Source organism: Parafilimonas sp., assembly GCF_051953455.1.
GTDB lineage: Bacteria > Bacteroidota > Bacteroidia > Chitinophagales > Chitinophagaceae > Parafilimonas.
In genome coordinates, this window is sequence record NZ_JBQCIT010000041.1 from 13,581 (window position 1) to 37,503 (window position 23,923).

At 40.0% G+C, this 23,923-nt stretch carries 23 protein-coding genes; 19 read left to right on the top strand and 4 right to left on the bottom strand.

Annotated features, from left to right (window positions below; translation table 11 throughout):
* The first annotated feature begins 52 nt into the window (after positions 1–52).
* The 3 genes from holA (at position 53) to ACTHN6_RS15380 (ending at position 1,762) form a co-directional block, all read left to right on the top strand.
* Complete coding sequence (holA, locus tag ACTHN6_RS15370; protein WP_440436655.1) at positions 53–1,066, top strand: DNA polymerase III subunit delta; 1,014 nt, start codon at positions 53–55, stop codon at positions 1,064–1,066.
* 96 nt (positions 1,067–1,162) lie between these two features.
* Positions 1,163–1,387: a hypothetical protein gene (locus ACTHN6_RS15375; protein ID WP_440436656.1), complete on the top strand. Its 225-nt coding sequence runs from the start codon at positions 1,163–1,165 to the stop codon at positions 1,385–1,387.
* A gap of 24 nt (positions 1,388–1,411) precedes the next feature.
* On the top strand, positions 1,412–1,762 hold the full coding sequence (locus tag ACTHN6_RS15380) for a type II toxin-antitoxin system VapC family toxin (RefSeq protein WP_440436657.1): 351 nt from the start codon (positions 1,412–1,414) through the stop codon (positions 1,760–1,762).
* Positions 1,763–1,788: 26 nt separating this feature from the next.
* Here ACTHN6_RS15380 and ACTHN6_RS15385 read toward each other — a convergent pair whose 3' ends face one another.
* Positions 1,789–2,283, bottom strand: coding sequence for a DUF6702 family protein (locus ACTHN6_RS15385; protein WP_440436658.1), 495 nt, complete (start codon positions 2,281–2,283; stop codon positions 1,789–1,791).
* Positions 2,284–2,334: 51 nt separating this feature from the next.
* Here ACTHN6_RS15385 and ACTHN6_RS15390 point away from each other — a divergent pair, with 51 nt between their 5' ends.
* From ACTHN6_RS15390 to ACTHN6_RS15460, 15 genes are all read left to right on the top strand, one after another.
* Positions 2,335–2,991, top strand: coding sequence for a HupE/UreJ family protein (locus ACTHN6_RS15390; RefSeq protein WP_440436659.1), 657 nt, complete (start codon positions 2,335–2,337; stop codon positions 2,989–2,991).
* 64 nt (positions 2,992–3,055) lie between these two features.
* Entirely contained in the window at positions 3,056–5,377 is a 2,322-nt protein-coding gene (locus ACTHN6_RS15395; RefSeq protein WP_440436660.1) for a M1 family metallopeptidase, read from the top strand.
* Between the two features lie 197 nt (positions 5,378–5,574).
* Entirely contained in the window at positions 5,575–6,669 is a 1,095-nt protein-coding gene (locus ACTHN6_RS15400) for a glycosyltransferase (RefSeq protein ID WP_440436661.1), read from the top strand.
* Positions 6,670–6,685: 16 nt separating this feature from the next.
* Positions 6,686–7,024: a gliding motility protein GldC gene (gene gldC, locus ACTHN6_RS15405; protein WP_440436662.1), complete on the top strand. Its 339-nt coding sequence runs from the start codon at positions 6,686–6,688 to the stop codon at positions 7,022–7,024.
* Positions 7,025–7,087: 63 nt separating this feature from the next.
* Complete coding sequence (locus ACTHN6_RS15410) at positions 7,088–7,543, top strand: GatB/YqeY domain-containing protein (protein ID WP_440436663.1); 456 nt, start codon at positions 7,088–7,090, stop codon at positions 7,541–7,543.
* A gap of 84 nt (positions 7,544–7,627) precedes the next feature.
* Positions 7,628–8,164: a CvpA family protein gene (locus ACTHN6_RS15415; protein WP_440436664.1), complete on the top strand. Its 537-nt coding sequence runs from the start codon at positions 7,628–7,630 to the stop codon at positions 8,162–8,164.
* Positions 8,165–8,254: 90 nt separating this feature from the next.
* Positions 8,255–9,034 (top strand): alpha/beta fold hydrolase, encoded by a 780-nt coding sequence (locus ACTHN6_RS15420; protein ID WP_440436665.1) that lies wholly within the window; start codon positions 8,255–8,257, stop codon positions 9,032–9,034.
* Between the two features lie 37 nt (positions 9,035–9,071).
* The gene (locus ACTHN6_RS15425; protein ID WP_440436666.1) at positions 9,072–9,731 is read left to right on the top strand and encodes a CBS domain-containing protein; all 660 of its coding nucleotides are present in this window, start codon (positions 9,072–9,074) and stop codon (positions 9,729–9,731) included.
* Positions 9,732–9,832: 101 nt separating this feature from the next.
* Positions 9,833–11,287, top strand: coding sequence for a POTRA domain-containing protein (locus tag ACTHN6_RS15430; protein WP_440436667.1), 1,455 nt, complete (start codon positions 9,833–9,835; stop codon positions 11,285–11,287).
* 90 nt (positions 11,288–11,377) lie between these two features.
* The gene (locus ACTHN6_RS15435; RefSeq protein WP_440436668.1) at positions 11,378–12,250 is read left to right on the top strand and encodes an NAD kinase; all 873 of its coding nucleotides are present in this window, start codon (positions 11,378–11,380) and stop codon (positions 12,248–12,250) included.
* Positions 12,251–12,319: 69 nt separating this feature from the next.
* Positions 12,320–13,192, top strand: a complete 873-nt coding sequence (locus ACTHN6_RS15440; protein ID WP_440436669.1) for a DUF6089 family protein — start codon at positions 12,320–12,322, stop codon at positions 13,190–13,192.
* Positions 13,193–13,380: 188 nt separating this feature from the next.
* A complete protein-coding gene (locus ACTHN6_RS15445) occupies positions 13,381–14,157 on the top strand; it encodes an isoprenyl transferase (protein ID WP_440436670.1) in 777 nt (258 codons plus the stop codon).
* Between the two features lie 124 nt (positions 14,158–14,281).
* Entirely contained in the window at positions 14,282–17,110 is a 2,829-nt protein-coding gene (locus tag ACTHN6_RS15450; RefSeq protein ID WP_440436671.1) for a BamA/OMP85 family outer membrane protein, read from the top strand.
* A gap of 124 nt (positions 17,111–17,234) precedes the next feature.
* Positions 17,235–17,750 (top strand): OmpH family outer membrane protein, encoded by a 516-nt coding sequence (locus ACTHN6_RS15455; RefSeq protein ID WP_440436672.1) that lies wholly within the window; start codon positions 17,235–17,237, stop codon positions 17,748–17,750.
* 29 nt (positions 17,751–17,779) lie between these two features.
* Entirely contained in the window at positions 17,780–18,388 is a 609-nt protein-coding gene (locus tag ACTHN6_RS15460) for an OmpH family outer membrane protein (protein WP_440436673.1), read from the top strand.
* A gap of 74 nt (positions 18,389–18,462) precedes the next feature.
* Here the strand turns inward: ACTHN6_RS15460 and carA are convergent, their stop codons facing one another.
* The 3 genes from carA to ACTHN6_RS15475 all read right to left on the bottom strand — a co-directional run bounded on the left by carA (position 18,463) and on the right by ACTHN6_RS15475 (position 22,661).
* A complete protein-coding gene (gene carA / locus ACTHN6_RS15465) occupies positions 18,463–19,557 on the bottom strand; it encodes a glutamine-hydrolyzing carbamoyl-phosphate synthase small subunit (protein WP_440436674.1) in 1,095 nt (364 codons plus the stop codon).
* A gap of 107 nt (positions 19,558–19,664) precedes the next feature.
* Positions 19,665–20,819, bottom strand: coding sequence for a serine hydrolase domain-containing protein (locus ACTHN6_RS15470; RefSeq protein ID WP_440436675.1), 1,155 nt, complete (start codon positions 20,817–20,819; stop codon positions 19,665–19,667).
* Positions 20,820–20,837: 18 nt separating this feature from the next.
* Positions 20,838–22,661 (bottom strand): serine hydrolase, encoded by a 1,824-nt coding sequence (locus ACTHN6_RS15475; protein WP_440436676.1) that lies wholly within the window; start codon positions 22,659–22,661, stop codon positions 20,838–20,840.
* 152 nt (positions 22,662–22,813) lie between these two features.
* Here ACTHN6_RS15475 and ACTHN6_RS15480 point away from each other — a divergent pair, with 152 nt between their 5' ends.
* Positions 22,814–23,920 (top strand): serine hydrolase domain-containing protein, encoded by a 1,107-nt coding sequence (locus ACTHN6_RS15480; RefSeq protein WP_440436677.1) that lies wholly within the window; start codon positions 22,814–22,816, stop codon positions 23,918–23,920.
* The last annotated feature ends 3 nt before the right edge of the window (positions 23,921–23,923 follow it).

Sequence of the window (23,923 nt, forward strand, 5' to 3'; positions counted from 1 at the left end):
GGTGTGTATAATTCCTGCCTTAGCCGTTTTAATGTAAACTTATCTTTGGCGCATGTCTGCCGAAAAAATTATTGCCGACTGGAAGCAAAAGAAGTTCAAGCCTGTTTACTGGCTTGAAGGAGAGGAGCCTTTTTTTATTGATGAGGTAGTGAATTATGCCGAACATAAAATTTTAAACGAAAGCGAGGCTGCATTTAACCTTACGGTTTTTTACGGTAAAGATGCAGATTGGCCAAGCGTGGTAAATGCCTGCATGGGCTACCCGATGTTTGGAGAAAGAAAAGTGGTGGTACTGAAAGAGGCACAGCAAATGAAAGACATTGAAAAGCTGGAGAATTATATCTCCAAACCACTGGCTTCCACGGTTTTTGTAGTGAGTTATAAAGAAAAGAAGCTGGATGCCCGTACGAAGTTTTCCAAAGCGGTTAAGCAGCACGGAGAACTGCTTTCTACAAAAAAAATTTATGAGAACCAGTTACCTGAATGGACGCAGCAGGCGGCAGCAGGCCTTGGGTTATCCATCAATCAGAATGCGTTATTGTTATTGGTTGACCACATAGGAAATGACCTCAGCCGCATGAAGAATGAGCTTGAGAAAATCTCTATTAATCTCCATCAAAGAAAAACAATTACAGAAGATGATATTGAAAAGTTTGTAGGCGTAAGCAAGGAGTTTAACGTGTTTGAGCTGCAGGATGCCATCAGCCAGAAAAACCTGCCGAAAGCCATTCGTATCATTCAATATTTTCAATCCAATCCAAAAGCTGCGCCATTACAATTAGTGTTGCCCACTTTGTATAATTACTTCAGCAAAATATATATGGCCGCTGCTCTGAATGATTATTCTGAAAATGCATTAAAACCGCTGTTTTATAATAATCCTTTTGCTGCGAGGCAAGCTTTAACGGCTGTGAAGAACTATGGCTTTTCCGGCGCGGAAAAAATTATTTTATTGCTGCATGAATATAACCTGAAAGGCATTGGTATTAACAGCGCTATATCAGGCAGCGCTGCTGATGGCGAATTTTTAAAAGAACTTGCTGCAAAGATTATTATGGCGGCTTAATAAGCTGGTTAAATTATGCAGGCCACAAACAATAACGTTGTGTGTTTGTATTTCCGGTCTTTTTGGGTTTGACAAAACTTACTAAATTTGTATGCTATGCAGGTACAGCTAGACATAGAATTTGATCAGTTGCTCGAGATTGTGAAGAACTTATCGTCAGGAAAGTTGAAACAGTTGAAGGCTGAGATTGAAAAAGAAACTAAAAGCAAGAAACCTTCTGATCTGGAAACATTGCTTTTAAATGGTCCGGTTGCAACCAAAAAACAAATAGATACGATTGTTAAAAATAGAAAAGCTATCAACCAATGGCGAATAAAGTAATATTGGTTGATACTTCTATTCTTATTGATTATTACCGAAAAACTGATAAAGAAAAATCTGTTTGGGATAGGCCTCGTGCAGCAAGGATATTCTTTTGCAATTTCTGTGATAACTAAATACGAAATTTATTCTGGAGCTACTACTAGCCAGTTATCTTTCTGGAATAGCATATTACAGATAGTTGCCATTATTCCATTTGATGAAGTATCAGTGGATACAGCGGTTGCGATAAATAGTCAATTGAAAAAGAAACGCAAGCAAATTAACATTGCGGACCTGTTTATTGCAGCAACAGCCGTAGCAAATAATCTCCCTTTAGCTACACTGAACAAAAGGCATTTTGACAGAATAGAAGCGCTTGATACTGTAGCATAAGAAAACCATCGCTCTACAGACTTGCCTCAATTATTCAACGTAAACTTTATATAATCGTCAGGATAATTTAGCTTTGAAGTTTCATCAAAGCTGCCTGTTTTCACATGAATGAAATTTACCTGTTCCTGCTTGTAATCGTATAAAATAGTATTGGTTATTTCAAGTGTGTTTACAAACGATATATTATTACATTCAAGATAACTCCAGATGCTGCCTTCTTCACTTTCAAAACCATCAAACTTTAAATTTAAAACCTTGCCATCAGCTTTTATAATAAGGTGTTTATTGATATATTGCTGAACCAGTTTTTCAGAATTGGCTTTATCATTTTTATTCAAAAGGTCAACTTTGCCTTTATAGGTTTGACGGATAGTTTTTTCAAGATCATCTGTAAAAATGCGCACACTTATTTCGAGCGTATTATTGGCTTTATCGTGTTCAATCTCCGTCATTGATATATAAAACGGGTGTAGCAGGGAAAGCATTGCCGTAAAAAACAGTTGTGTTATTATTGCGCTCATTTTATTTGCAAAGCCGCAAAACTCTGCATTAATCAGATACTACAAATACGCATGCATAATTTTGGTTTATATTTTACAACCGGTCTTGAACATATTTTAACCTGGGAGGCGCTTGACCACATTCTGTTTGTGGCGGCTTTATGCCTGCGGTACCAGTTTAAAGACTATAAAAAAATACTCATTCTTGTAACTGCATTTACCATTGGTCATTGCACCACGCTTGTATTAAGCACGTTCAATATTATCAGCATAAAAAGCAGCATCACTGAATTTTTTATTGCACTTACCATACTGCTCACGGCGGTAAGTAATGTTTTTGTAAAAGATGTGTCGCAGCAAAAAAAAGTTTCGTTCATCTATTTTATGGCGCTGGTTTTTGGAATGGTGCATGGCCTTGGCTTTGCCTACAGTTTGAAAAGCATGCTCGGGAAAACGGAAAATATTTTTATACCATTGCTCGCCTTTAACTGCGGCATAGAAATCGCACAAATCCTGGTGGCGTTGGTTGTACTCATCGTTTCCTATATATTTGTAGCCATCCTGAAAGTTCCATTTCGTTACTGGCTGCTTTTTATCAGCGGAATTATATTCGGGCTTTCATTGCAAATGGCGGTTGAAAGAAATCCTTTCGGGGAAAAGCACAGTGATGAAGTAACATGGTCAGCCGCTCTAATGTGCCGGGATGTAATAACGCGGTCAGGCATATAATGCGCCTGGCTGGTATCTTGTTCCTGAAAAGTATTTGAATCAATATAAAATATACCTCAGCATAATGAAGCCGTTTTTAGTTTGTTTATGTATGATAGCAGCTACGGCCGCTATCGCCCAGTCGCAGTTTTACAACAACCCGCAAAGCAACCATGGCAACCGCTTTGAAGACCTTGGTTTTTTATTGCCTACGCCGAATGAATACAGAACGGCGAGTGGCGCCCCCGGCCCCAAATACTGGCAGCAGAAAGCCAACTATGATATTGATGTTACGCTGGATGAGCAGAACAATTATATACGCGGAAAAGAAACCGTAACTTATTTTAACCAGTCGCCTGATAAATTAGATTATATCTGGCTGCAACTGGATGAAAATATTCATAACCCGCAAAGTGATAACAATAAAGATAATACCGGTAAAATTGGTGATCACGTTACCAGCGCTCAAATCATGAATTTTGAGCCCGGCCGAAAAATGGAAGGTTATGGTGTAAACCTCGCCAAAGTTACCGATGCCTCCGGCAAAGATTTAACCTATACGGTGGTTCAAACCATGATGCGTATTAATTTACCATCGCCTTTGGCGCCCGGCCAGCAATTTGTTTTTAAGATTGACTGGAACTATAAGATCAATAACAAACATGAGATTGGAGGCCGCGGTGGTTATGAAAATTTTCCCGAAGACGGCAACAATCTTTACTCAATAACACAATGGTACCCGCGCATGGCCGTGTATAGTGATTTTAAGGGCTGGGAACACAGCCAGTTTACCGGCGGCGCCGAATTTGCTTTAACCTTCGGCGATTTTAAAGTAAAGATTACCACACCGGCAGATCATATTGTGGCAGCCACAGGCGAATGCACTAACCTGAAGCAAATGCTTTCTGCCGCACAATATAACCGCTGGCAACAGGCACATTCCGCTTCACAACCGGTGGAAATTGTAACATTAGATGAAGCCAAAGCTGCCGAACAATCCAAAAGCACGTCTTCTAAAACCTGGGTTTTTGAAGCCAAAAATGTAAGGGATTTTGCATTCAATTCTTCCCGCAAATTTATATGGGACGGCATGCAGATTGACATTAATGGAAAGAAGATAATGGCGCAAAGCTATTATCCCAAAGAAGCATATACGCTTTGGAGCAAGTATTCCACCAAAGTTGTTGCACATACATTAAGAACCTATAGTAAACATACGATTTCTTATCCTTATCCGCAGGCTACATCCGTTGAGGCGGCCAATGGTATGGAATATCCTATGCTGGCAATGAATTATGGAAGAACAGAAAAAGACGGCACTTACAGCGAAGGAACAAAATATGGAATGATTGGTGTAACCATCCATGAAGTAGGGCATAACTTTTTCCCGATGATCGTAAACAGTGATGAACGCCAGTATTGGTGGATGGATGAAGGCCTGAATACTTTCTGCCAGTTTTTAACTGAGCAGGAATTTGATAATAACTATCCTTCTACCCGCGGGCCTGCCCATTTAATTACCGGTTACATGCGCCTGCCGAAAGATAAACTAGAACCGATTATGACAAAGGGCGATGCCGTAGCAAGCGTGGGCTCCAACGCATATGCAAAAGCCTCTACCGGTTTAAATATCCTTCGTGAAACCGTTATGGGCCGCGACCTGTTTGACTATGCTTTCAAACAATATGCAGAAAGATGGGCGTTCAAACATCCTACACCGGCTGATCTTTTCAGAACATTGCGCGACGCCAGTGGTGTGGATATTGACTGGTTTATCCGCGGCTGGTTTTTTGGAACAGACCCGGTTGATATTTCTTTAGACAGTGTTCAATGGTTTAAGTTGGCGGATAATAATACCATGACATTTCAGCCGCAAACTTTCAGAACAATTGGTCAGGACAGGAACAAAGAAAGCCAGGATATTAAGTTTGCCACTGATGCCGATACGGCCTTGCGTGATTTTTATTATTACAACCGCGGCGCCGATGCCATGATGCGTGCCGGCGACCAGGCAGCAAAAGATGCGGTTTCGCTTGATAAGGAAAACTTTGATACCTGGAAGGATAAGAATTTTTATGAGCTTAGTTTCAGTAATCTTGGCGGGTTGGTAATGCCTGTAATAATTGAGTGGACTTATAAAGACGGCACCAAAGAAATACAGCGTGTGCCTGTAACCGTTTGGCTTAAAAATGAAAAGCAGTTCAGTAAAGTATTTATAAAAGACAAGGAAGTTGCCGGCATTCGCTTAGACCCTTACCGTGAAACGACCGATATAAATGAAGAGAACCAAATGTGGCCGCAAATGCCTATGCCGTCTAAATTCCAGTTGTTTAAAATGCAGGGAAGCTTTGGCGCAAGAGGCCAGAGCGCAGGCGGCAATGCGATGCAGAAAGCAGGACAGAAATGATGACGTGTATCGCCAAAACGTGAAATCGTTACGTAATTGTTTGAAGATAATTTATGGAATTTAAACTATAGTGAAAGATCAAAAAGCCGCAATTTTTGCGGCTTTTTGGTTCAATACAATTGACTGTTTAAAGAAATAACCCGTTCCTGCATTTTTCACGTTTAACGATTCATGATTCACGCTAATTTTGCGCCCTTATGCGTATTGCAGTAATTGAGCATGCAGAAAGCGGCGATTATCCCGAATACCTTTTTTCTTTAATTGAAGAGAAGGCCAGCGAGCATAGTTTCCAGGTAAAACCCTGGAGCAATTCAGTGCCTGTATCTCAGCAGCATATTGCTGAAAATGCCGTTATTACTATTTCACTTAATAATCATTCCTCCTTTTTCTTAAACTGGCTGTACCAGGTGAAAATACCTTCTGTTATAAAAAAAATAAAAGCGGACGTTGTGGTTAACCTGAATGGCATTGCCTCTTCAAGAATAAAGACTCCGCAGCTAATTTCCGCCGGCCCGGATTTTTTAAAACAGGATATAAAGCGCCCGGATAAGGTGATGAAGTTTGCCCGTGATCATTTTAATGTTTCCCAAAAAGTTGCGGCCCATATATTAAACTATTCAACCAAAGAATCAAACTTATTTTTAAACGTGCAGGACAAAATACAATACCTGCCTTTTACCGCGCCCACTGTTTTCCGAACGTTTGAATGGCATGAAAAAATAATGATAAAGGCGCAGTTTGCCGATAACAAAGAATATTTTATATCGGTTATTGAAGATGAAGCACTGGATGATTTTATATTGTTGCTGAAAGGTTTTTCGCGTTTCAAAAAATGGCAGCAGAGCAATATGCAGTTAATCATCCTTCCAAAATATGACAGCTTCAGTGCTGAAATCCGCGATAAACATTCTACTTATAAATACAGGGATGACGTACAATTGCTGGAAAATGCGGAAGAGAAAGAAATACCACCGTTGTTTGCATCGGCACATAGTTTTATTCATATTGCAGGCCAGTTCCCGCAATTGTATATTTTATCCATTGCCATGCAATGCAGCCTTCCGGTTATTTCTTTTAAAGATGATGATGTAAAAGAATATGGCAATAACTGCGTTTTATTTTGTGATGAAAGAACAGATGAATCGCTTGGCAATAATTTAATTCAATTATATAAAGATGAAAATCTGCATGCACAACTGAAAGAGGCTGCAGGCAAACAGGCTGCTCAATTTAACAGGGTTGAATATGCCAACCAGCTCTGGCAATTGTTTGAAGCAAAAGCACAACATTAATTTTACTCAAAATTTTATGGAACAATCAACAATAACAATACAGGTAAATCTGGACGAGGATAAAGTGCCCAGCCAGATAGAATGGAATGCCAAAGGCACTACAGCACAGGATACACAACAGGCCAAGGCTTTTTTACTTGCCCTGTGGGATGGTAATGAAAAAACAGCCCTGCGTATAGACCTCTGGACAAAAGAAATGATGATAGATGAAATGGCCGATTTCTTTTATCAAACTATGTTTACCATGGCCGATACCTATAAGCGGGCAACACATCATGATGAGCTTTCTGATGATATGAAAGCGTTTGCCAAAACATTTTATAATAAATTCAGGGAGAAATATTTGAATAAATAACCTGGAAGCGGGTAAGAAAAATTTCTTTTTTTCTGGCTTCCCGGGTTTCTTAAAATAATAACTATGAATCTTGAACAACAGGTAATGGCTAAAATGAAAGATGCCATGAAAGCAAAAAATGAAGCGGCGCTGCGTAGCCTGCGTGCTATTAAAGCTGAAATTATTAAGGCTAAAACAGAGCCCGGCGCCAACGGCGAATTAAGTGAAGATACAGCATTAAAAATGCTGCAGAAAATGATGAAGCAACGGAAAGATTCGCTGGAAATTTATCAACAGCAAAACCGTGAAGACCTGGCTAAGAAGGAGCAGGAAGAGATTGAGGTAATAGAAAAATTTATGCCCGCACAAATGAGTGAAACAGAATTGAAAGATGCCTTAAAGAAAATAATAGAACAGGTGGGCGCTTCTTCACCGGCCGACATGGGTAAAGTAATGGGTATTGCCACCAAACAACTGGCGGGCCAGGCAGATGGCAAAACTATTTCTGCCGCCGTAAAAGAACTGCTGTCCAATAAATAAATGCAGGATGCGTTATATAAAAGCTGCTCACTGCAAAGATGATTTTTAAAAAATGAACATCCGCCGGGGCGGTGGAGGCTTTGCATGATAATAGATATATTTTTTTGCATATTGCTTGTGCTTGCCATTATTAAAGGTGTGAGCCGCGGTTTTATAGTTGCCGTGTTTTCATTCTTTGCCATTATTATTGGTGTAGCTGCGGCCATGAAGCTTTCTTTTTTAATGTCCGCCTGGCTGCAGCAGTCATTTAATATAAGTGGAAAATGGTTGCCTGTTCTTTCTTTTTTGCTGGTATTTTCAGGTGTGGTTATACTGGTTCGTTTGGTGGCTAATCTTATACAGGCGGCTGCAAAAGTGGCCATGCTGGGCTGGCTTAATAAATTGGGCGGTATTGTTTTATATCTTTTTATCTATCTTTTTGTTTACAGCATCCTTCTTTTTTATTTAACTAACATGAATGTTATTAAAGAAGATGCGATTGCTTCATCGCACACGTATTCTCTCATAGAACCATTTGGTCACACGGCCATTGATGCAATGGGCGCCATCATACCTTTCTTTAAAAATATTTTCAGCCAGCTTTCAGATTTTTTTGAGTCAGTTGCACAAAGCAAGGTTTAACGCTTTCTTATAATTGGCTTATATAAAGGAAATAATATTTACTTTAGCAATATTAGATAGCTTTGCAATACCCCTAGAATAAAATAAAGAATGCAATACGAGGTTAAAAAACTGGATAAATTTAAATACGTTGAAGAAGGTGAAGGCGAGCCATTAATTTTATTGCACGGATTGTTTGGCGCTTTAAGTAATTATGAGCACTTAATATCCTATTTCAGGCGAACGCATAAGGTAATTGTGCCTATGCTGCCTATGTTTGAGCTTGATTTGTTGCATACTTCTGTGAGCGGCTTTGCAAAATATATTAATAAGTTTATTGAAAGAATGGACTATAAGAATTACCATTTATTGGGTAATTCGCTGGGTGGCCATATAGCGCTGGTGCATATTCTTAAGCATCCTGAAAATGTGCAAACGCTTATTTTAACAGGCAGTTCGGGTTTATATGAAAGCGGTATGGGTGATTCTTACCCGCGCCGCGGCGATTATGAATACATTAAAAAGAAAACAGAAGTTACTTTTTACGATCCGGCAACAGCCACACCTGATTTGATTGATGAAGTGTATAAGATATGCAATAACCGTTTACAACTTATACGCATACTTGCACTGGCAAAAAGCGCCATTCGCAATAACCTGGGTGAAGAACTTGGGCAAATAAAACAGCCAACTTTATTGGTATGGGGCAATCAGGATACGGTAACACCGCCTTTTGTTGCACATGAGTTTAACAAGCTTATTCCCAACAGTGAATTAAAGTTTATTGATAAATGCGGCCATGCGCCCATGATGGAGCAGCCTGCTGAATTCAATGCAATACTCGAAGAATTTCTTACAAAGATTAAAAAGTCTGCTGCAACTTTAGCCTGAGCTTTTTTGTCTTTAATTAAATTGTCAGAATAGATTAATGTTAGCATCGGAAATTATACAGCCATCAATACCAGTTTTGCATTATGATGATACGATCAACGACGCGATAGACCTGTTGCAGCAAAACAATATCGATCATCTTGCAGTTCTTAATAATGACAGTTATGAAGGATTGCTAAGCATGAACGAATTATTATCAGCTGAAAATGCTGATATAGTTAGTGATCTTTCCGATAAATTCATGCATATAAGTGTGCAGCAGAGCCAGCATTTTCTTACTGCGCTCAAGGTTATTAATGAAGCCGGTATATCAGCCTTGCCGGTGCTTTCTCAAAATAAAGAATATATTGGCGTTGTAACACATTCCACACTCGTGCAAAACCTGGGAATATTTTTAAGTACAGATATGCCCGGCGGCCTGTTTGTAATAGAAACAGAAAAACATAAGTTTTCCATTGGAGAACTTTGCCGGCTGGTAGAAACGAATGACGCTTTTGTAACAGAGATAAATACTTACATTGAACATATTTCAGGGCAGCTTATTGTAACATTCAAGATCAATAAAACCGAAGTTTCGGACATACTTGCAACCCTGCAGCGGTTTGATTATAATGTTCGTTATTATTTTGGCGAGGAACTCTTCGAAAATGATCTCAGGGCAAACTACGACAACCTGATGGCTTATCTTAATGTATAGCTTTATACTGTTATACACCTTGTTAAATATTTTTGCTTCTTAAATGCATCTTGCCTGTATAGCCTATTTTTACCGCCTTACTATCTATGCTTAATCTGCACATGAAGCCGTTGCGCATTTTATTAATACCTTTTTTTTGTTTTGTATTTGCGGCTGCGGTTAGTGCACAACAAACGGATTCATCCAGCCACCTGATTACAGATTCGGTTATTACCGATACCAGTGCAAAAAATCACCTGCCCGATACTTTGTTTATCGCTGGTATTTCAATCTATGGCAATAAAAAAACAAAGTCTAATATTATAGAGCGTGAACTGCCTTTTCAACAGGGGAGTTATGTGGCGCTTGCCGATCTTAAAAAAGAACTTGAAACCGGCAGGCGGCAACTCGTTAATACAACTTTATTTACAGATGTTGCCGTATATGTTGAAAACAGTTATGGCCAGTTTGTTTTTATAACGGTTTTTGTAAAAGAGCGATGGTATGTTTTGCCGCTGCCTTACTTTAAATTTATTGATGCAAACTTTAACACCTGGTGGGTAACATATAACCACACATTAAAAAGAACAAATTATGGTATAAAGTTTTTGTATAATAATGTTTCGGGCAGAAATGATAAGCTTACCACATGGCTCGTCACCGGCTATTCCAAACAGGTGGCTGTAAAATACGAACGGCCGTTTTTTGATAGGCAATTAAAACAAGGTTACCAGTTTTTTGCAGGCTATAGTAACCAGGGCGATATCAATTATTCAACCGATAAAAGCAAACAACAGTTCCTGCGGCCTGAAGACCGTTCTTATTTGCGGAAAACCTTAAAAATTGAAGGCGATTATATTTACAGGCCGGGCCTGCGGGTAAGGCACATTGTGAGGGCCGGATATATGTATGAGCAGATTGCTGATACTGTTTTTGCACTCAACCCAAATTATTTTGGCAATGGAAAAACCAGGGCTTCTTTTCCCTATATAGGTTATACTTTCAGGTATAGTAATGCCGACTATAATTTTTATCCTACCAAAGGCCTCATCTCCGAAACAAGTATTCTGCATAAAGGCGTAACAAAAGATATGAACCTTACGCAGCTTACTTCCATCAACACCTATACTATTCCGGTTTTGCCAAAAACGCAAATTCAGTTTAAGGAAGGCGGCATGCTTAACCTGCCATTTAATCAGCCCTTTTATAATAAAGGTATGTTTGGTTATTATGGAAATATTTTCATGCGGGGCTATGAATATTATGTAATTGATGGCGATGCCGGCATAGCAGGAAGAGCCACTTTGCAGCAGCAATTATTAAGTTTTACAAAGAATCTTGGCATTGGGGCAAGAAAAGAAGACTATTCATTCAGGATATACGGAAAGCTGTTTGCAGATGCGGGTTATGTTTACAACCAACATCCGGGCAGCAGCATTTTAAACAATAAAATGCTGCATAGCTGGGGCGTGGGTATCGATTTTGTGGCACCGTATGATGTAATTTTTAAATTTGATTATAGTTTTAATCAATTGGGTGAAAGCGGCATCTTTATTCATTTAAATACCGACTTTTAATCTATAAGCTGCGTTTACATATTAGCTGTTACCTTTAACCCGCAAACTGATATTTGCTTTTTGAGCAGGCAAATGCACAATATAATTTAAATGAAAGTAGCTATTTACAGCCGCGGCAATGGCCAGGAACTGAAAGAAGAACTGGAAGAGCTTGTACTGAGGCTTACTTCCAATAAAATTGAAGTATTGTTGCATTATGCGCTGGCAGAACTTATAAACCCGGTTGGCAATACATTAATTGATTTTTTTTCAAGCCACGAAGATCTAAACAGCACGGTTGATTTTTTAATTAGCCTTGGCGGCGATGGAACTATACTGGATACGGTAACGCTGGTTCGCAATAAAAACATTCCCATACTGGGCATTAATTATGGAAGGCTTGGCTTTCTTGCCGGCATCAGCAAGCATGAGCTTGGTTTAGCCGTAGATGCTTTGGTGAACAGGACTTTTGTTATTGATAAAAGAACGCTCATCCATTTGGATGCCGACAGGCAATTGTTTACCGATGCACCTTTTGCTTTAAATGAATTTTCTGTTCACAAGCGCGACATTTCGCCAATGATCAAGGTTAACACCTATTTAAATGGTGAATTTTTAAATACTTATTGGTGCGATGGCCTGATAGTAGCCACGCCTACTGGCTCAACCGGCTACAACATGAGCTGCAATGGCCCGATAGTTTTTCCTGAAACAGGCAGTTTTATTATTACACCTGTGGCGCCGCACAACTTAAACGTGCGGCCTATTGTAATACCCGATTCTTATATCATTTCCTTTGAAGTTGAAAGCCGCAGCGATGAATTTATTTGCGCCATGGATGCCCGCCGGGAAATTGTGCATAAAGATGTGCAGCTTGCTGTGCGGAAAGAAAAATTTTCCATTAACCTTGTACGATTGAATGAAAATAATTTTCTTTCTACATTGCACACCAAGCTTACCTGGGGGCTTGATAAAAGAAATTAAGCCTTTATATTGCACCAATAACACAAGAAATAACAATGTTTTGCGTTATACAATTAATTTACAGCCAGCATGAGGTTAAATAAACTTTGTCTTTTTATTATTTTGTTGTATTGCAGCAAAGGTTTTGGGCAATCGCAATTATACGATAGTTATAAAAACGAAGGAGAATTTGGCATTGCTGTGGGCGCCGGCCATTATTTTGGCGATCTGAATACAAGGGCAGCATTAAACCGTCCCAATTTTTCAGCAGGAGTATATTATGTAAAGCAATTCAATAATTATGTAGGTGTAAAACTGGCTGCGGACTATGCTTTTCTGGCTTACAGCGATGTGTATAGTAAAAATGAAACGCAGCGGTTAAGAAATCTCAGCTTTAATACAAATGTTTGGGAAGCCTCCCTGAGCGGCTATTTTAATTTTTTCCGGTTTATACCGGGTGTTTCCGGGTATAAGTTTACGCCTTATCTTTCTTTAGGAGTGGGCGTTTTTTCCTACGATCCTTACGCTTACCTGCAAGGCACAAAATATTTCCTTCGCCCGCTGGGTACAGAAGGCCAGAATTTTGATTCGGGCAGAAAGCAATATGGTACCATGGCTATGTGCTTTCCGCTTACATTCGGGTTTAAATACAGTATAAACGAAAATATGAATGTGTTTGCTGAAGTAGGCTACAGGTTTACCAACACAGATTACCTCGATGATGTAAGCACTAACTATGCAGGTCCGGAAGCTTTTACGATAACACATGCCGACGGCACTACTGAATTGGATTACCCGGCCTATTATCTGCAGGACCGCAGCTATGAACTGGGCTCCTCTATAGGGGTTAAAGGCAGGCAACGCGGCAACAGTTCGCAGAAAGACGCTTATGTAATGTTCCATTTAGGCGTATCGTTCAACATCAGCTCCTATAAATGCCCGACACCCGGCTCTGCAAATTAAGCCCGGTGCAATAATTTCAGCGTATCATTACCTAAAATTTCCTTTAACCTGGTAACTTTCTATGCTCAATAGCCTTTAACAGCTTTTGAAATCACCCCCCTAAAAATAAATAGTGTTTTTTTTAACAAAACGATTTACTTTCAACCCGCTTATTCTTATTCCTTAATTTTGCGTCTGAGCAATTTATTATGCCCGATCATCTCAAAAACGAAATTGACCCCACAAAGCTGCCTAACCATATTGCCATAATAATGGATGGAAATGGCCGCTGGGCAAAGGAAAAAGGCCATGACCGCCTTTATGGCCATTATCATGGCGTAGAAAGTGTGCGCAACATACTGGAAGGTTGCGCAGAACTGAACATTAAGTATCTTACCCTGTATGCCTTCAGCACGGAAAACTGGGACAGGCCTAAAGACGAAGTGGATGGCCTGATGGAACTGCTTGTTGATACCATTCGCAAAGAGGTGGCCACGCTGAATAAAAATAATATTAAACTGCACGTAATTGGCGATATGAATACGCTTCCGCCTTCTGCCCGGAAAGCATTGGAAGAAGCGCTGCTTGAAACCAGCCATAATGATAAGTTTAATCTTATTCTGGCACTTAGTTACAGCAGTCGCTGGGAGCTGCTGCAGGCAGTTAAGAACATTGCTGCCGATGTAAAGGAAGGGAAGCTTACAGTAGGTACTATAGACCAGGATACGCTGCAGAAATACCTTGCTACCAGCGAATTTCCCGATCCTGACCTGCTGATAAGAACGAGTGGCGAATACCGCATCAGTAACTTTTTATTATACCAGCTTGCTTATGCCGAATTATATTTTACCAGCACCCGCTGGCCCGACTTTAGGAAGAAACATCTTTTTGAAGCAATTATTGATTTTCAGAACCGCAGAAGACGGTTTGGCAAAACAGATGAACAAATTTCTTTGCGTGAGCCGGAGCAACTCCAACATTCCTGATTTTCAGTTTTTTGATTTAACAAACACTTTTAAATATTCCATCTAATTTGCCCGCTTTTAAAAATCAATGTGGCTACATCTGTTCAATCGAACCACTTACTAATTAATTAAACAACTAATCCGGATGCGATATCTCTCCGCAATCGCTTTATTCTATTTAGTTTGCCTGGTGAACATCCGGGCAGATGCACAGCAGCCGATTATACCAATGGCGAAGCCAGACACTATTCCGGGGGCTGTCATTCAAAGAGATACTTCGGGTTTAATGAATGCCCTTCCAAATGCTAACCCTGCCGATACTACGCCGGTAACTTCTTTAAATGCCGATTTGCTTAACATTTACAACCAGCCTTTTCCAAAAAAATATAAGATTGCCAATATAACCGTAACAGGAAATAATTATTTTGATCAGAACCTGTTGCTTTCTATTGCAGGCTTAAATACAGGTGATGAAGTTTCATTGCCGGGCGGCGATAATTTTTCGAGGGCAATCAATAAATTGTGGAGCCAGAATTATTTCAGCGATATTGCCATCTACCTGACGGCCTTAAAAGGGGATGCTATTTCGGTTGAAGTGCATGTTACCGAAAGACCACGTTTATCAAGATATGAGTTTGGTGGTGTTAAAAAAGGGGAGAAGGATGATCTTGCACCAAAAACCGGGCTGGTAATTAACAGGGTTATTACCGAAAATGTAAAGCGCACTTCTGTTGATGCCATAAAGAAATTTTATTCTGATAAAGGCTTTCGTAATGTGCAGGTTTCCGTGCAGGAAATAAAAGATACTTCGGCTCCAAACTCTTCTATTCTTGTTTATAACGTGGAAAGAGGCAGCAAGGTAAAAATAGCCGAGATAAATTTTTTGAATAATACCATAAGCGAGGATAAGCTTAAATCGCAAATGAAGGGTACGAAAGAAAAAAGCCATTTGACGCTTTTCCCATCAAAAAATAAAACGCGGTACGACGACAGCACCAATTATGGTTTTAATGATTATATGAAAGACTGGGGCTTCCTGTCGTTCTCTAAAACAAAAACATTACTTGAGCCATACATAAAAATTAAACCCTTCTCTTCTGCAAAATTCGATGCAAAGAAATATGAGGAAGATAAAAACAAGGTTGTAGCTTACTATAATTCATTGGGGTATCGTGATGCGATGATTGTGAAAGACGATACGGTGAATGCAAAAGACGGTTTGCATCTTTATCTGGATGTGGATGAAGGCCATAAATATTATTTTGGCAATATTGGTTTTAGCAATGCTGCCAAGTATTCTGATTCTCTTTTAACTGCTATTCTAGGAATTAAGAAAGGGGATACCTATAACCGTGAACTGCTTGAAAAAAAATTAGGCATTAACGTTTCACCAGAAGGCGGCGATATAAGCGGCCTGTATATGGACGACGGCTATCTTTTCTTCCGGGTTGATCCGGTAGAAACGGCTGTATATAACGATACAATTGATTATGATATAAGGGTTACAGAAGGCCCGCAGGCTACTTTTAAAAATATCAGGATTTCCGGCAACGACAGAACAAAAGAGCATGTGATAAGAAGGGAGCTGAGAACATTGCCCGGCGAGAAATTCAGCCGTACAGATGTGATTCGTTCACAGCGTGAAATTGCCAACCTCGGCTTCTTTAACCAGGAAAAAATAGTACCGGATATTGTGCCCGACCAGGAAAATGGTACGGTGGATGTAAACTGGCAGGTGGAAGAAAAATCGGGCGACCAGCTTGAATTAAGCGCCGGTTTCGGTGGCGGTATCGGCGTTACCGGTACATTAGGTGTAACGTTTAATAATTTCTCCGTAAAGAATATCTTCCGTAAATCAGCATGGGATCCGTTACCTGTGGGTGATGGCCAGAAGCTAAGTGTTCGTGTACAAAGTAACGGGCGTGCTTACCGTTCTTATAATGCTTCCTTTACCGAGCCCTGGCTTGGCGGTAAAAAGAGAAATGCATTTTCTGTTTCTGTATACGACACAAAGTTTGCCAATGCCTATGACCCTTCTACCGGCACTTATACAAAACGGGCAGCAGATACCTCTTTCTTCAGAACCACAGGCTTTTCTGTTGGTTTGTCCAAACAGTTAAAATGGCCCGATGACTATTTTACTGCCGGTGTAGCGCTTGAATATGCACGTTACCAGTTAAAGAATTATTACATAGACCCCACTAACCTGCCGGGCTTTAATAACGGCTTTTCCAATAATATCAGTTTGAAATTTACATTACAGCGTTATTCGGAAGACCAGCAGATATTCCCGAGAACGGGCTCCAACTTTCTTTTAACCTTGCAGGCCACACCGCCATTCTCGCTTATCAACCCTGATATTAAAAACTGGAAAAACCCTTATACGCTCGTTGAGTATTATAAATGGCGTTTTTCCGGCGAATGGTTTGTGCCTATTGGCAGGCCTACCGGTCCTGATAACAATAAGCAGTTTGTAATGAAACTGGCAGCCAAATATGGGTATATCGGCAGGTATAATTCTGACTTGCAGATTTCGCCGTTTGAACGCTTCCAGGTGGGCGATGCAGGTTTGAGCAACAGTTACGCATTATTGGGATATGATATTATAGCACAGCGCGGTTACCCGGTTTATCAAACTTCAGACCCGCGTGTAAACCCGGATCAGCAGGGTGCTTCAGAATATTTTACCATCTTTAATAAATACACCCTTGAACTTAGGTACCCTTTTGCGCTTAACCCTAGCAGCACCATTTATGCCTTAGGGTTTTTTGAAGCTGCGAATGGCTGGTACAGCTTCAGGGATTATAACCCATTCAGGTTGCGCCGCTCCGTTGGTTTGGGTGTAAGGTTCTTCCTGCCCATGTTTGGATTGCTTGGATTTGATTACGGCGTTGGTTTAGACAGGTTTGGTAACGGAACCAAGTTTAAAGATGCTTCCAGGTTTACATTTATGTTGGGTTATGAACCAGATTAATTTACATTTAACGTCTTAAAAGTAAAAAATCAACAATTTTTTGTGTCATACAATGAGCCATATAAAGCAATTTTAAAATTTATGGCGAATTTCATGCGCACATAAAAAAATAAAAATGGTTCACATGAAAAAGTTATTAATCGTAATCCTTTTTTCGGCTGGTTTTATATGCAGTGTTAATGCACAGAAATATGCAATAATTGATACAAAGTATATTTTAGGTAAAATGCCTGAATATGTGGATGCAGATAAGAAGCTGCAGGATATAAGTAACCAATGGCAAAAGGAAATAGACAACCTGCAGGCACAGCTTACAGCCATGTATAAGAATTACGATGCTGAGCAATATATGCTGAGCGATGATTTAAAAAAGAAGCGCGAAGACGAATTATACAATAAAGAAAAACAGTTAAGAGACCTGCAGAAGAAGCGTTTTGGTTATGAAGGCGATTTATTTAAGGAAAGGGAAAGGATTGTTAAACCCATACAGGATAAGGTTTATAACGCTGTGCAAAAAATGGCCGTAGCCCGCGGATATGATTTTGTGCTCGACAAAAGTGAAGGAATTACTGTTATATTTGCCGACCCCAAATTAGACCGCAGCAATGATATACTGCAACAACTGGGGATTAAAGATTAAAATAGTCAACTAAAAAACAACAATACAAAATGAAGAAAGTTCTGATGGCGGTTGCTCTTTTTACTGCCTTATGTTTTGGTTCCAATAAATTAAATGCACAAACTGCCACAGGTTCTAAAGTTGGTGTTTTCGATTTAGATATTATGGTTCAGGTAATGCCGGAATACCGTGTTGCTGATAGCCTTACGCAAATTTATAACAGGGATACTTTGGGCGCTGAATACCAGGTTTATATGAACGAATACCAGCGGTTGGACAGCACGCTTAAAGCTGATTCTGCTAAAGGCAATGTAGCCAAAACCGTAATGGATTATAATAACCAGCAAAAGCAGCAAATGGCAACGCAATTAATGTACTGGCAGCAAATTGCACAGCAGAAATCCCAGGCTTACCAGCAGCAATTATTGGCGCCTACCTATAAAAAAGTATTGACTGCTTATAAAAAAGTATTGGCTTTAAAAAAATACGGGCTTATTTTAAAACCAGATGCTTATGAACTTGGAAGCAATGTGGAGAACATGTTCCCGTTTGTTGCAAAGGAATTGGGGGTAACGTTGCCGCAAGGTTTAACCGTTGATCCTAACCAGGCATTAAATGATCCAAGTCTTGGCGGTGCGGCCGGTGCAGCCAAGCCATAATAAATAAATAAATTATCCATATAAAAAAAGGTTACTGTTCAGGTAACCTTTTTTATTTATATAAAGTTTGAAAACTATCGCATCATTTCAATAAACTCATCAAATAAATAGCGGCTGTCGTGCGGGCCGGGCGTGCTTTCAGGGTGGTACTGTACACTAAAAGCAGGCTTGTTTTTCATGCGGATACCTTCAATGCTTTCATCGTTCAAATTCACGTGCGTTATTTCAATATTGCTGTTATTTTTTACTGCTTGCGGGTTTACACCAAATCCATGATTTTGCGTGGTTATTTCACAACGGTCATTGGTGAGATTCTTCACAGGATGGTTCAATCCCCTGTGCCCGTGATGCATTTTAAACGTTGGAATATCATTAGCCAGCGCCAGCAACTGGTGCCCGAGACAAATACCAAACAGTGGCTTATCATCTTCCAGTAATTCTTTCACCGTTTCCACCGCATAAGGCATAGCAGCAGGATCGCCGGGCCCATTGGAAATAAAATAACCGTTGGGATTAAACGCTTTTATATCTGCTGCAGGCGTTTTGGCCGGGAACACTTTTAAATAAGCGCCACGCTCAGCCAGCGAAGTGAGAATATTTTGTTTTACGCCATAATCAACCACAGCTATTTTTAAAGGCGCATCAGCATTGCCAACCTCGTAGGTTTCTTTCGTGCTTACCACGCTTGCCAGCTCAAGTCCGTCCATATCCGGCACTTTATCTAATTCAGCCTGCAGGGTTTTTTCATCTGATATTTCAGAAGAAATGATGCAATTCATGGCGCCGCTGTGACGGATGTGCGCTACCAGCGAACGGGTATCGATGCCTTCAATAGCAACGATGTCATTCTTTTTAAGGTATTCATCCAGGCTGCCGGTTGCCTTATACCTTGAAAATTTATCTTCAAGGTTACGGCCAATGAGAGCGCGGATTTTTACGCTTTTACTTTCCTGGTCAAAGGGATTAATACCATAATTACCAATATGTACATTGTTCATTATCAGCACCTGGCCATAATAACTGGGATCGGTAAAAACTTCCTGGTAACCCGTCATACCGGTATTAAAACATATTTCGCCGGTTGCGGTTCCAATTTTGCCGAATGCTTTGCCCTGAAGAAAAGTGCCGTCTTGTAAAAGAAGAAATGCAGGTTGTAGTGAATCAGACATTTTTTTGAAAGTATTTTTTCAAAATGCAAAAGAAAGGCTTGAATTTGAAAATTAATGATAAAGTTTTCCCCGATATGCTTAACATACTTTGCAAGCCATGCTGAGAATTACTTTATTATCTCTTCATACAAAACATTTTCAACTGCTTTTAGTGCCGGGTTAAACCCGCTGTCATACGAAACCTCGCAGCCGTTTGTGATGGCAACGATACCAAATTTCTTTTTGGGATGAAAGAACATCATGCTGTATAATCCGTAAGCAGAACCCGTATGGCCTTTCATTACTTCGCCTGGAATAATGGTATTGTTTGCGGTCCTTATGGCAAGGCCATAACCGCCTTCGCCGCCTGAAACGGGCGTTTGCATGGTTTTGGCGCTTTTCTTGGAAATAATTCTTGTGCCTTTATACTTACCATAATAGGCATGCATAGTCATGTACCGGGCAAGATCAGCCGCCGATATTTTCATACCGCCGGTTGGCGAAAAAATGGGCGTGCTGTAGCCCATTACATAATTATTTATTTCTGCTGTTCTTGGATTATAGGCACCATCAGCAGCAACGAATTGACGGGTTGCTGAATCATATTCGTATAAAGTGGCAAATTTTGATGAATCCAGCGCGCTCACTTCATAGCCGCCATACAAGCCAAGCTTATCAAGAATATGAGCTTTTATATATTTATCAAAGCGTTCGCCTGAAACTCTTTCTATAATTGTTCCAACCATATTGTAATTGAGATTGCAATAAGCGTAGCTGGTGCCCGGCGCATAATCACTGTAACATTTGTCCCAGTTGGATGTTTTGGCCGGGTTGATGGAATCCAGTGTGAAATATCCATGCGAATCGCTGAGGCTTGATGTATGCGACAGGAGCATTTTAAGCGTAATAACTTTATCCGGTAATTTTGGATTGCGAACTTTAAAACCAATCAGATTGCTGACATCATCATTTAATGATAACTTTTTTGCTTCAACCAATTGCATGACGGCCGTTGCCGAAAAGGATTTGGAGATAGAAGCTATCCTGAAAATATTATCATCGGTTAAAGGTGTATTTGTTGCGATGTTTTTTAAACCAAAAGAATGCGTATAAATAAGATCGCCTTTCTTAACTACTGCAACAGAAAGCCCTACCATTTTATACACTTTCATAATGCTGTCAATCTGCAATTCAACTTTTGTGTTTTGCGCAATAGTTGCGAAGCCTGTGATAAGCAGCAGGCACATCAATATTATTCGTCTAAACTCATTGTATTTTTTCATTGATATGTTTTATATGGATCAATCATTCCGTTTTGTTGCTTTAAAGGTTCCATTCGGTTGAATGGATAATAATTCAATCACTTCTTCCTTTTCATTCCTGTTAAACCGAACAGTAAATCCATTCATGTTCTTCAGTGCAAATTTATCTTTGTCGACCGGCATCAGTTCATATTCGGGTTGGCCTTCCACAAAGAAGTATAGTTTGTTATCGTTTTTCATATACACTTTTATTTTAACCGGCGCCGCAGCTAATTGATAATCGCCGATGTATGCTTTTAAACTACTGGTGTCAATATGTTTTTCCTTCAAAGTTCTTGTAAACACAATAGGTTTTAATGTTGGTTCCAATGCGATAGCCGCATTCTCAATATCACCGTTAAGGTTTGTATTAAATTGTATCTGTGTGCTTTGATCGCTGGTGTCAATGCCGTCTATCGGATCTTTATCAAATAGTGTAAATACATCGTAGTGATAATGCCGCAGCCAGAACGTGTGTGTTATGCCGGTTATAAAAAGAGAATCGTTTATCAGCTCCACGTTAAAAGTTCCGTAACCCGGATTGCTATAAGCACCTTCATAATCTTTAATAGCATGTGACGGCCTGGTGTTTGGTTTCCGGTTGGATATTGCACCTTTTTCAACGCGTTTAGCCTGGGCTTTGGCTGAGTCAGACCTTGTTTTTAATTCTGTTTGCCAGTCACGATATTTTAAGCCGAGCATCCTGTCGGCAATTAAATTACGCACAACCGACGGCACCGGTGAACTGTTTTGATTGCACAACACAACAATGCCAATGCTGTCTGATGGAAAAAAACAAGTGCTTGCACTAAAACCATCAATATTGCCACCGTGCTCCACACGGTAATGGCCGCGATACGATGCCATCATCCAGCCAAAACCATACGTGGAAAAGTATACATCCGGCGATTGCTTATCGGGCAATGCCCCGCTGGTTACCATTTGCGAACTAATGGCCTGGCTTACATAATTTGACGGCAATATTTCTTTACCCATATATTTTCCGCCATATATCCAGGTGGTTACCCATTTGGCCATATCACTCACGCTGCTGTTAATGCTGCCTGCGGGCGACATGCCGGCTATATCATAATAATTCATTCGTTTAATAATCGTATCGCTTTTTACATCGTAACCAATAGCAGGCTCGCCGGCTTTTATCCATTCATTTAATGATGCATCAGAGTTCGTCATGCCCAATGGCTGAAATATTTTTTCGCGAATGTTCTCTTCCCAGCTTTTACCGGTTAGCTTTTCTGCCACCATGCCCTGCGCCATAAACATGAAATTATTGTATTGCCATTTCTCTCTTAGCCCTGCAGATGGCTCCATGTATTGAATGCGCTGCAAAAGGCTGTCTTTGCTGTGTGACTGAAATAAATACCACGAATAATCATGGCGCGGCAGGCCGGTGCGATGACTCATCATATCCCGCAGCGTGATATGATCGTTCATTTCATCGTTATAGAATTTAAGTTCCGGTAAATACTCACGCACAGGTTTATCAAAATCAACCTTGCCGTCTTTATTCAATAAACCAAGCAATGAAGCGGTGAAGGCTTTACTGCAGGAGCCAATGGCAAATAATGTATTAGGTGTTACAGGCATTTTGCTTTCATAATCACGGTAACCAAAACCTTTCGCATACACTACTTTATCTTTTTCAACTACAGCAACCGCGAAACCCGCAGTGTGCCAGTCTTTCAGCACTCTTGCAAAAGCTGTATCCAACCCTGATAATTTATCTTCAATCTTATTTTTTTGTTTTTGAGAAAACGCGTGCATAGAAATAACGCATAAAAAAAATAACAGTAGTTTTTTCATAACAGTGCATTAATTTGGTATATAATGAATGGCAATAAAAATAATTGATATTTAATGAATTTGGGTTAGGCATTTCAATTTGATATAAGAATGCAACAATCACTTATACTTTTAGAAAAAACTCATCGTTATAAAGAGGAATTCAAACGGCAATGAAACCAGTTCTTGATCTAACCACTGCCTGCCTCTTGATACTTTGTTTATTTATTACGGCATGTAACAACAGTAAAAACGCACCCCCTCCTACGCCGCCTTCAGGCAATGCTTTATATTTTCCGCCGGTTAACAATAATACCTGGCAAAATATTTCTGTGGATTCTTTAGGATGGAATACATCGGCATTGGGTGACCTGTACACTTACCTTGAAAGTAAACACACAAAGGCCTTTATCATCCTTAAAAACGGAAAGATAGCGGCTGAAAAATATTTTGGCAGTTTTACCGCCGACAGTAACTGGTACTGGGCGTCTGCCGGCAAAACGCTCACCGCATTTTTAACAGGTATTGCGCAGGATGATGGATTGATAGATATTGATAAACCTACATCAACTTATATTGGCACAGGCTGGACATCCGGGCCTGCTGAAAAAGAAAACCTCATCACAGTAAAGAACCAGTTAACGATGACAACAGGACTGGATGATGATGTAACAAACCCCGATTGCACATTACCTTCCTGTCTTCAATACAAGGCGGATGCCGGAACAAGATGGGCTTATCATAATGCAGCTTATACATTATTGGATGCGGTTATTGAAAGTGCCAGCGGCATGAGTTATAACAATTATTTCCGGCAAAAGATAAGAGACCGTATTGGTATGAACGGCCTTTGGATTAAAGTGCCTAATTCCAATAATGTTTATTACAGCACAGCCCGCAGCATGGCAAGGTTTGGCTTGCTTATGCTTAATAAAGGCAAATGGAATGCAACAGCTATTTTGAGCGATACCAGTTATTTTAACAGCCAGATTAATACTTCGCAAAATCTTAATCTTAGCTATGGCTATCTCACCTGGCTTAATGGAAAAGGCAGTTATATGGCGCCGGGATCACAATTGGTTTTACCGGGTTATCTTATTTCCGAAGCGCCGATGGATATGTATGCTGCACTTGGCAAAAATGATCAGAAGATTTATGTTGTTCCATCGCAACAACTGGTTGTTATAAGAATGGGAGAAAGTGCAGGCGGATTTTCTCCTGCTTTATCCGGTTTTGATAATGAATTATGGAAAAGACTGAAAATGGTGATAGGTTTTTGAAGC

Coding starts and splice junctions, on each gene's coding strand:
- ACTHN6_RS15460 (WP_440436673.1), top strand. CDS start 17,780: ATGAAGAAAGTTCTGATGGCGGTTGCTCTTTTTACTGCCTTATGTTTT.
- ACTHN6_RS15430 (WP_440436667.1), top strand. CDS start 9,833: ATGAAGCCGTTGCGCATTTTATTAATACCTTTTTTTTGTTTTGTATTT.
- ACTHN6_RS15425 (WP_440436666.1), top strand. CDS start 9,072: ATGTTAGCATCGGAAATTATACAGCCATCAATACCAGTTTTGCATTAT.
- ACTHN6_RS15480 (WP_440436677.1), top strand. CDS start 22,814: ATGAAACCAGTTCTTGATCTAACCACTGCCTGCCTCTTGATACTTTGT.
- ACTHN6_RS15455 (WP_440436672.1), top strand. CDS start 17,235: ATGAAAAAGTTATTAATCGTAATCCTTTTTTCGGCTGGTTTTATATGC.
- ACTHN6_RS15390 (WP_440436659.1), top strand. CDS start 2,335: ATGCATAATTTTGGTTTATATTTTACAACCGGTCTTGAACATATTTTA.
- ACTHN6_RS15385 (WP_440436658.1), bottom strand. CDS start 2,283: ATGAGCGCAATAATAACACAACTGTTTTTTACGGCAATGCTTTCCCTG.
- ACTHN6_RS15395 (WP_440436660.1), top strand. CDS start 3,056: ATGAAGCCGTTTTTAGTTTGTTTATGTATGATAGCAGCTACGGCCGCT.
- carA (WP_440436674.1), bottom strand. CDS start 19,557: ATGTCTGATTCACTACAACCTGCATTTCTTCTTTTACAAGACGGCACT.
- ACTHN6_RS15435 (WP_440436668.1), top strand. CDS start 11,378: ATGAAAGTAGCTATTTACAGCCGCGGCAATGGCCAGGAACTGAAAGAA.
- ACTHN6_RS15420 (WP_440436665.1), top strand. CDS start 8,255: ATGCAATACGAGGTTAAAAAACTGGATAAATTTAAATACGTTGAAGAA.
- ACTHN6_RS15400 (WP_440436661.1), top strand. CDS start 5,575: ATGCGTATTGCAGTAATTGAGCATGCAGAAAGCGGCGATTATCCCGAA.
- ACTHN6_RS15375 (WP_440436656.1), top strand. CDS start 1,163: ATGCAGGTACAGCTAGACATAGAATTTGATCAGTTGCTCGAGATTGTG.
- holA (WP_440436655.1), top strand. CDS start 53: ATGTCTGCCGAAAAAATTATTGCCGACTGGAAGCAAAAGAAGTTCAAG.
- ACTHN6_RS15415 (WP_440436664.1), top strand. CDS start 7,628: ATGATAATAGATATATTTTTTTGCATATTGCTTGTGCTTGCCATTATT.
- ACTHN6_RS15470 (WP_440436675.1), bottom strand. CDS start 20,819: ATGAAAAAATACAATGAGTTTAGACGAATAATATTGATGTGCCTGCTG.
- ACTHN6_RS15450 (WP_440436671.1), top strand. CDS start 14,282: ATGCGATATCTCTCCGCAATCGCTTTATTCTATTTAGTTTGCCTGGTG.
- ACTHN6_RS15410 (WP_440436663.1), top strand. CDS start 7,088: ATGAATCTTGAACAACAGGTAATGGCTAAAATGAAAGATGCCATGAAA.
- gldC (WP_440436662.1), top strand. CDS start 6,686: ATGGAACAATCAACAATAACAATACAGGTAAATCTGGACGAGGATAAA.
- ACTHN6_RS15445 (WP_440436670.1), top strand. CDS start 13,381: ATGCCCGATCATCTCAAAAACGAAATTGACCCCACAAAGCTGCCTAAC.
- ACTHN6_RS15440 (WP_440436669.1), top strand. CDS start 12,320: ATGAGGTTAAATAAACTTTGTCTTTTTATTATTTTGTTGTATTGCAGC.
- ACTHN6_RS15475 (WP_440436676.1), bottom strand. CDS start 22,661: ATGAAAAAACTACTGTTATTTTTTTTATGCGTTATTTCTATGCACGCG.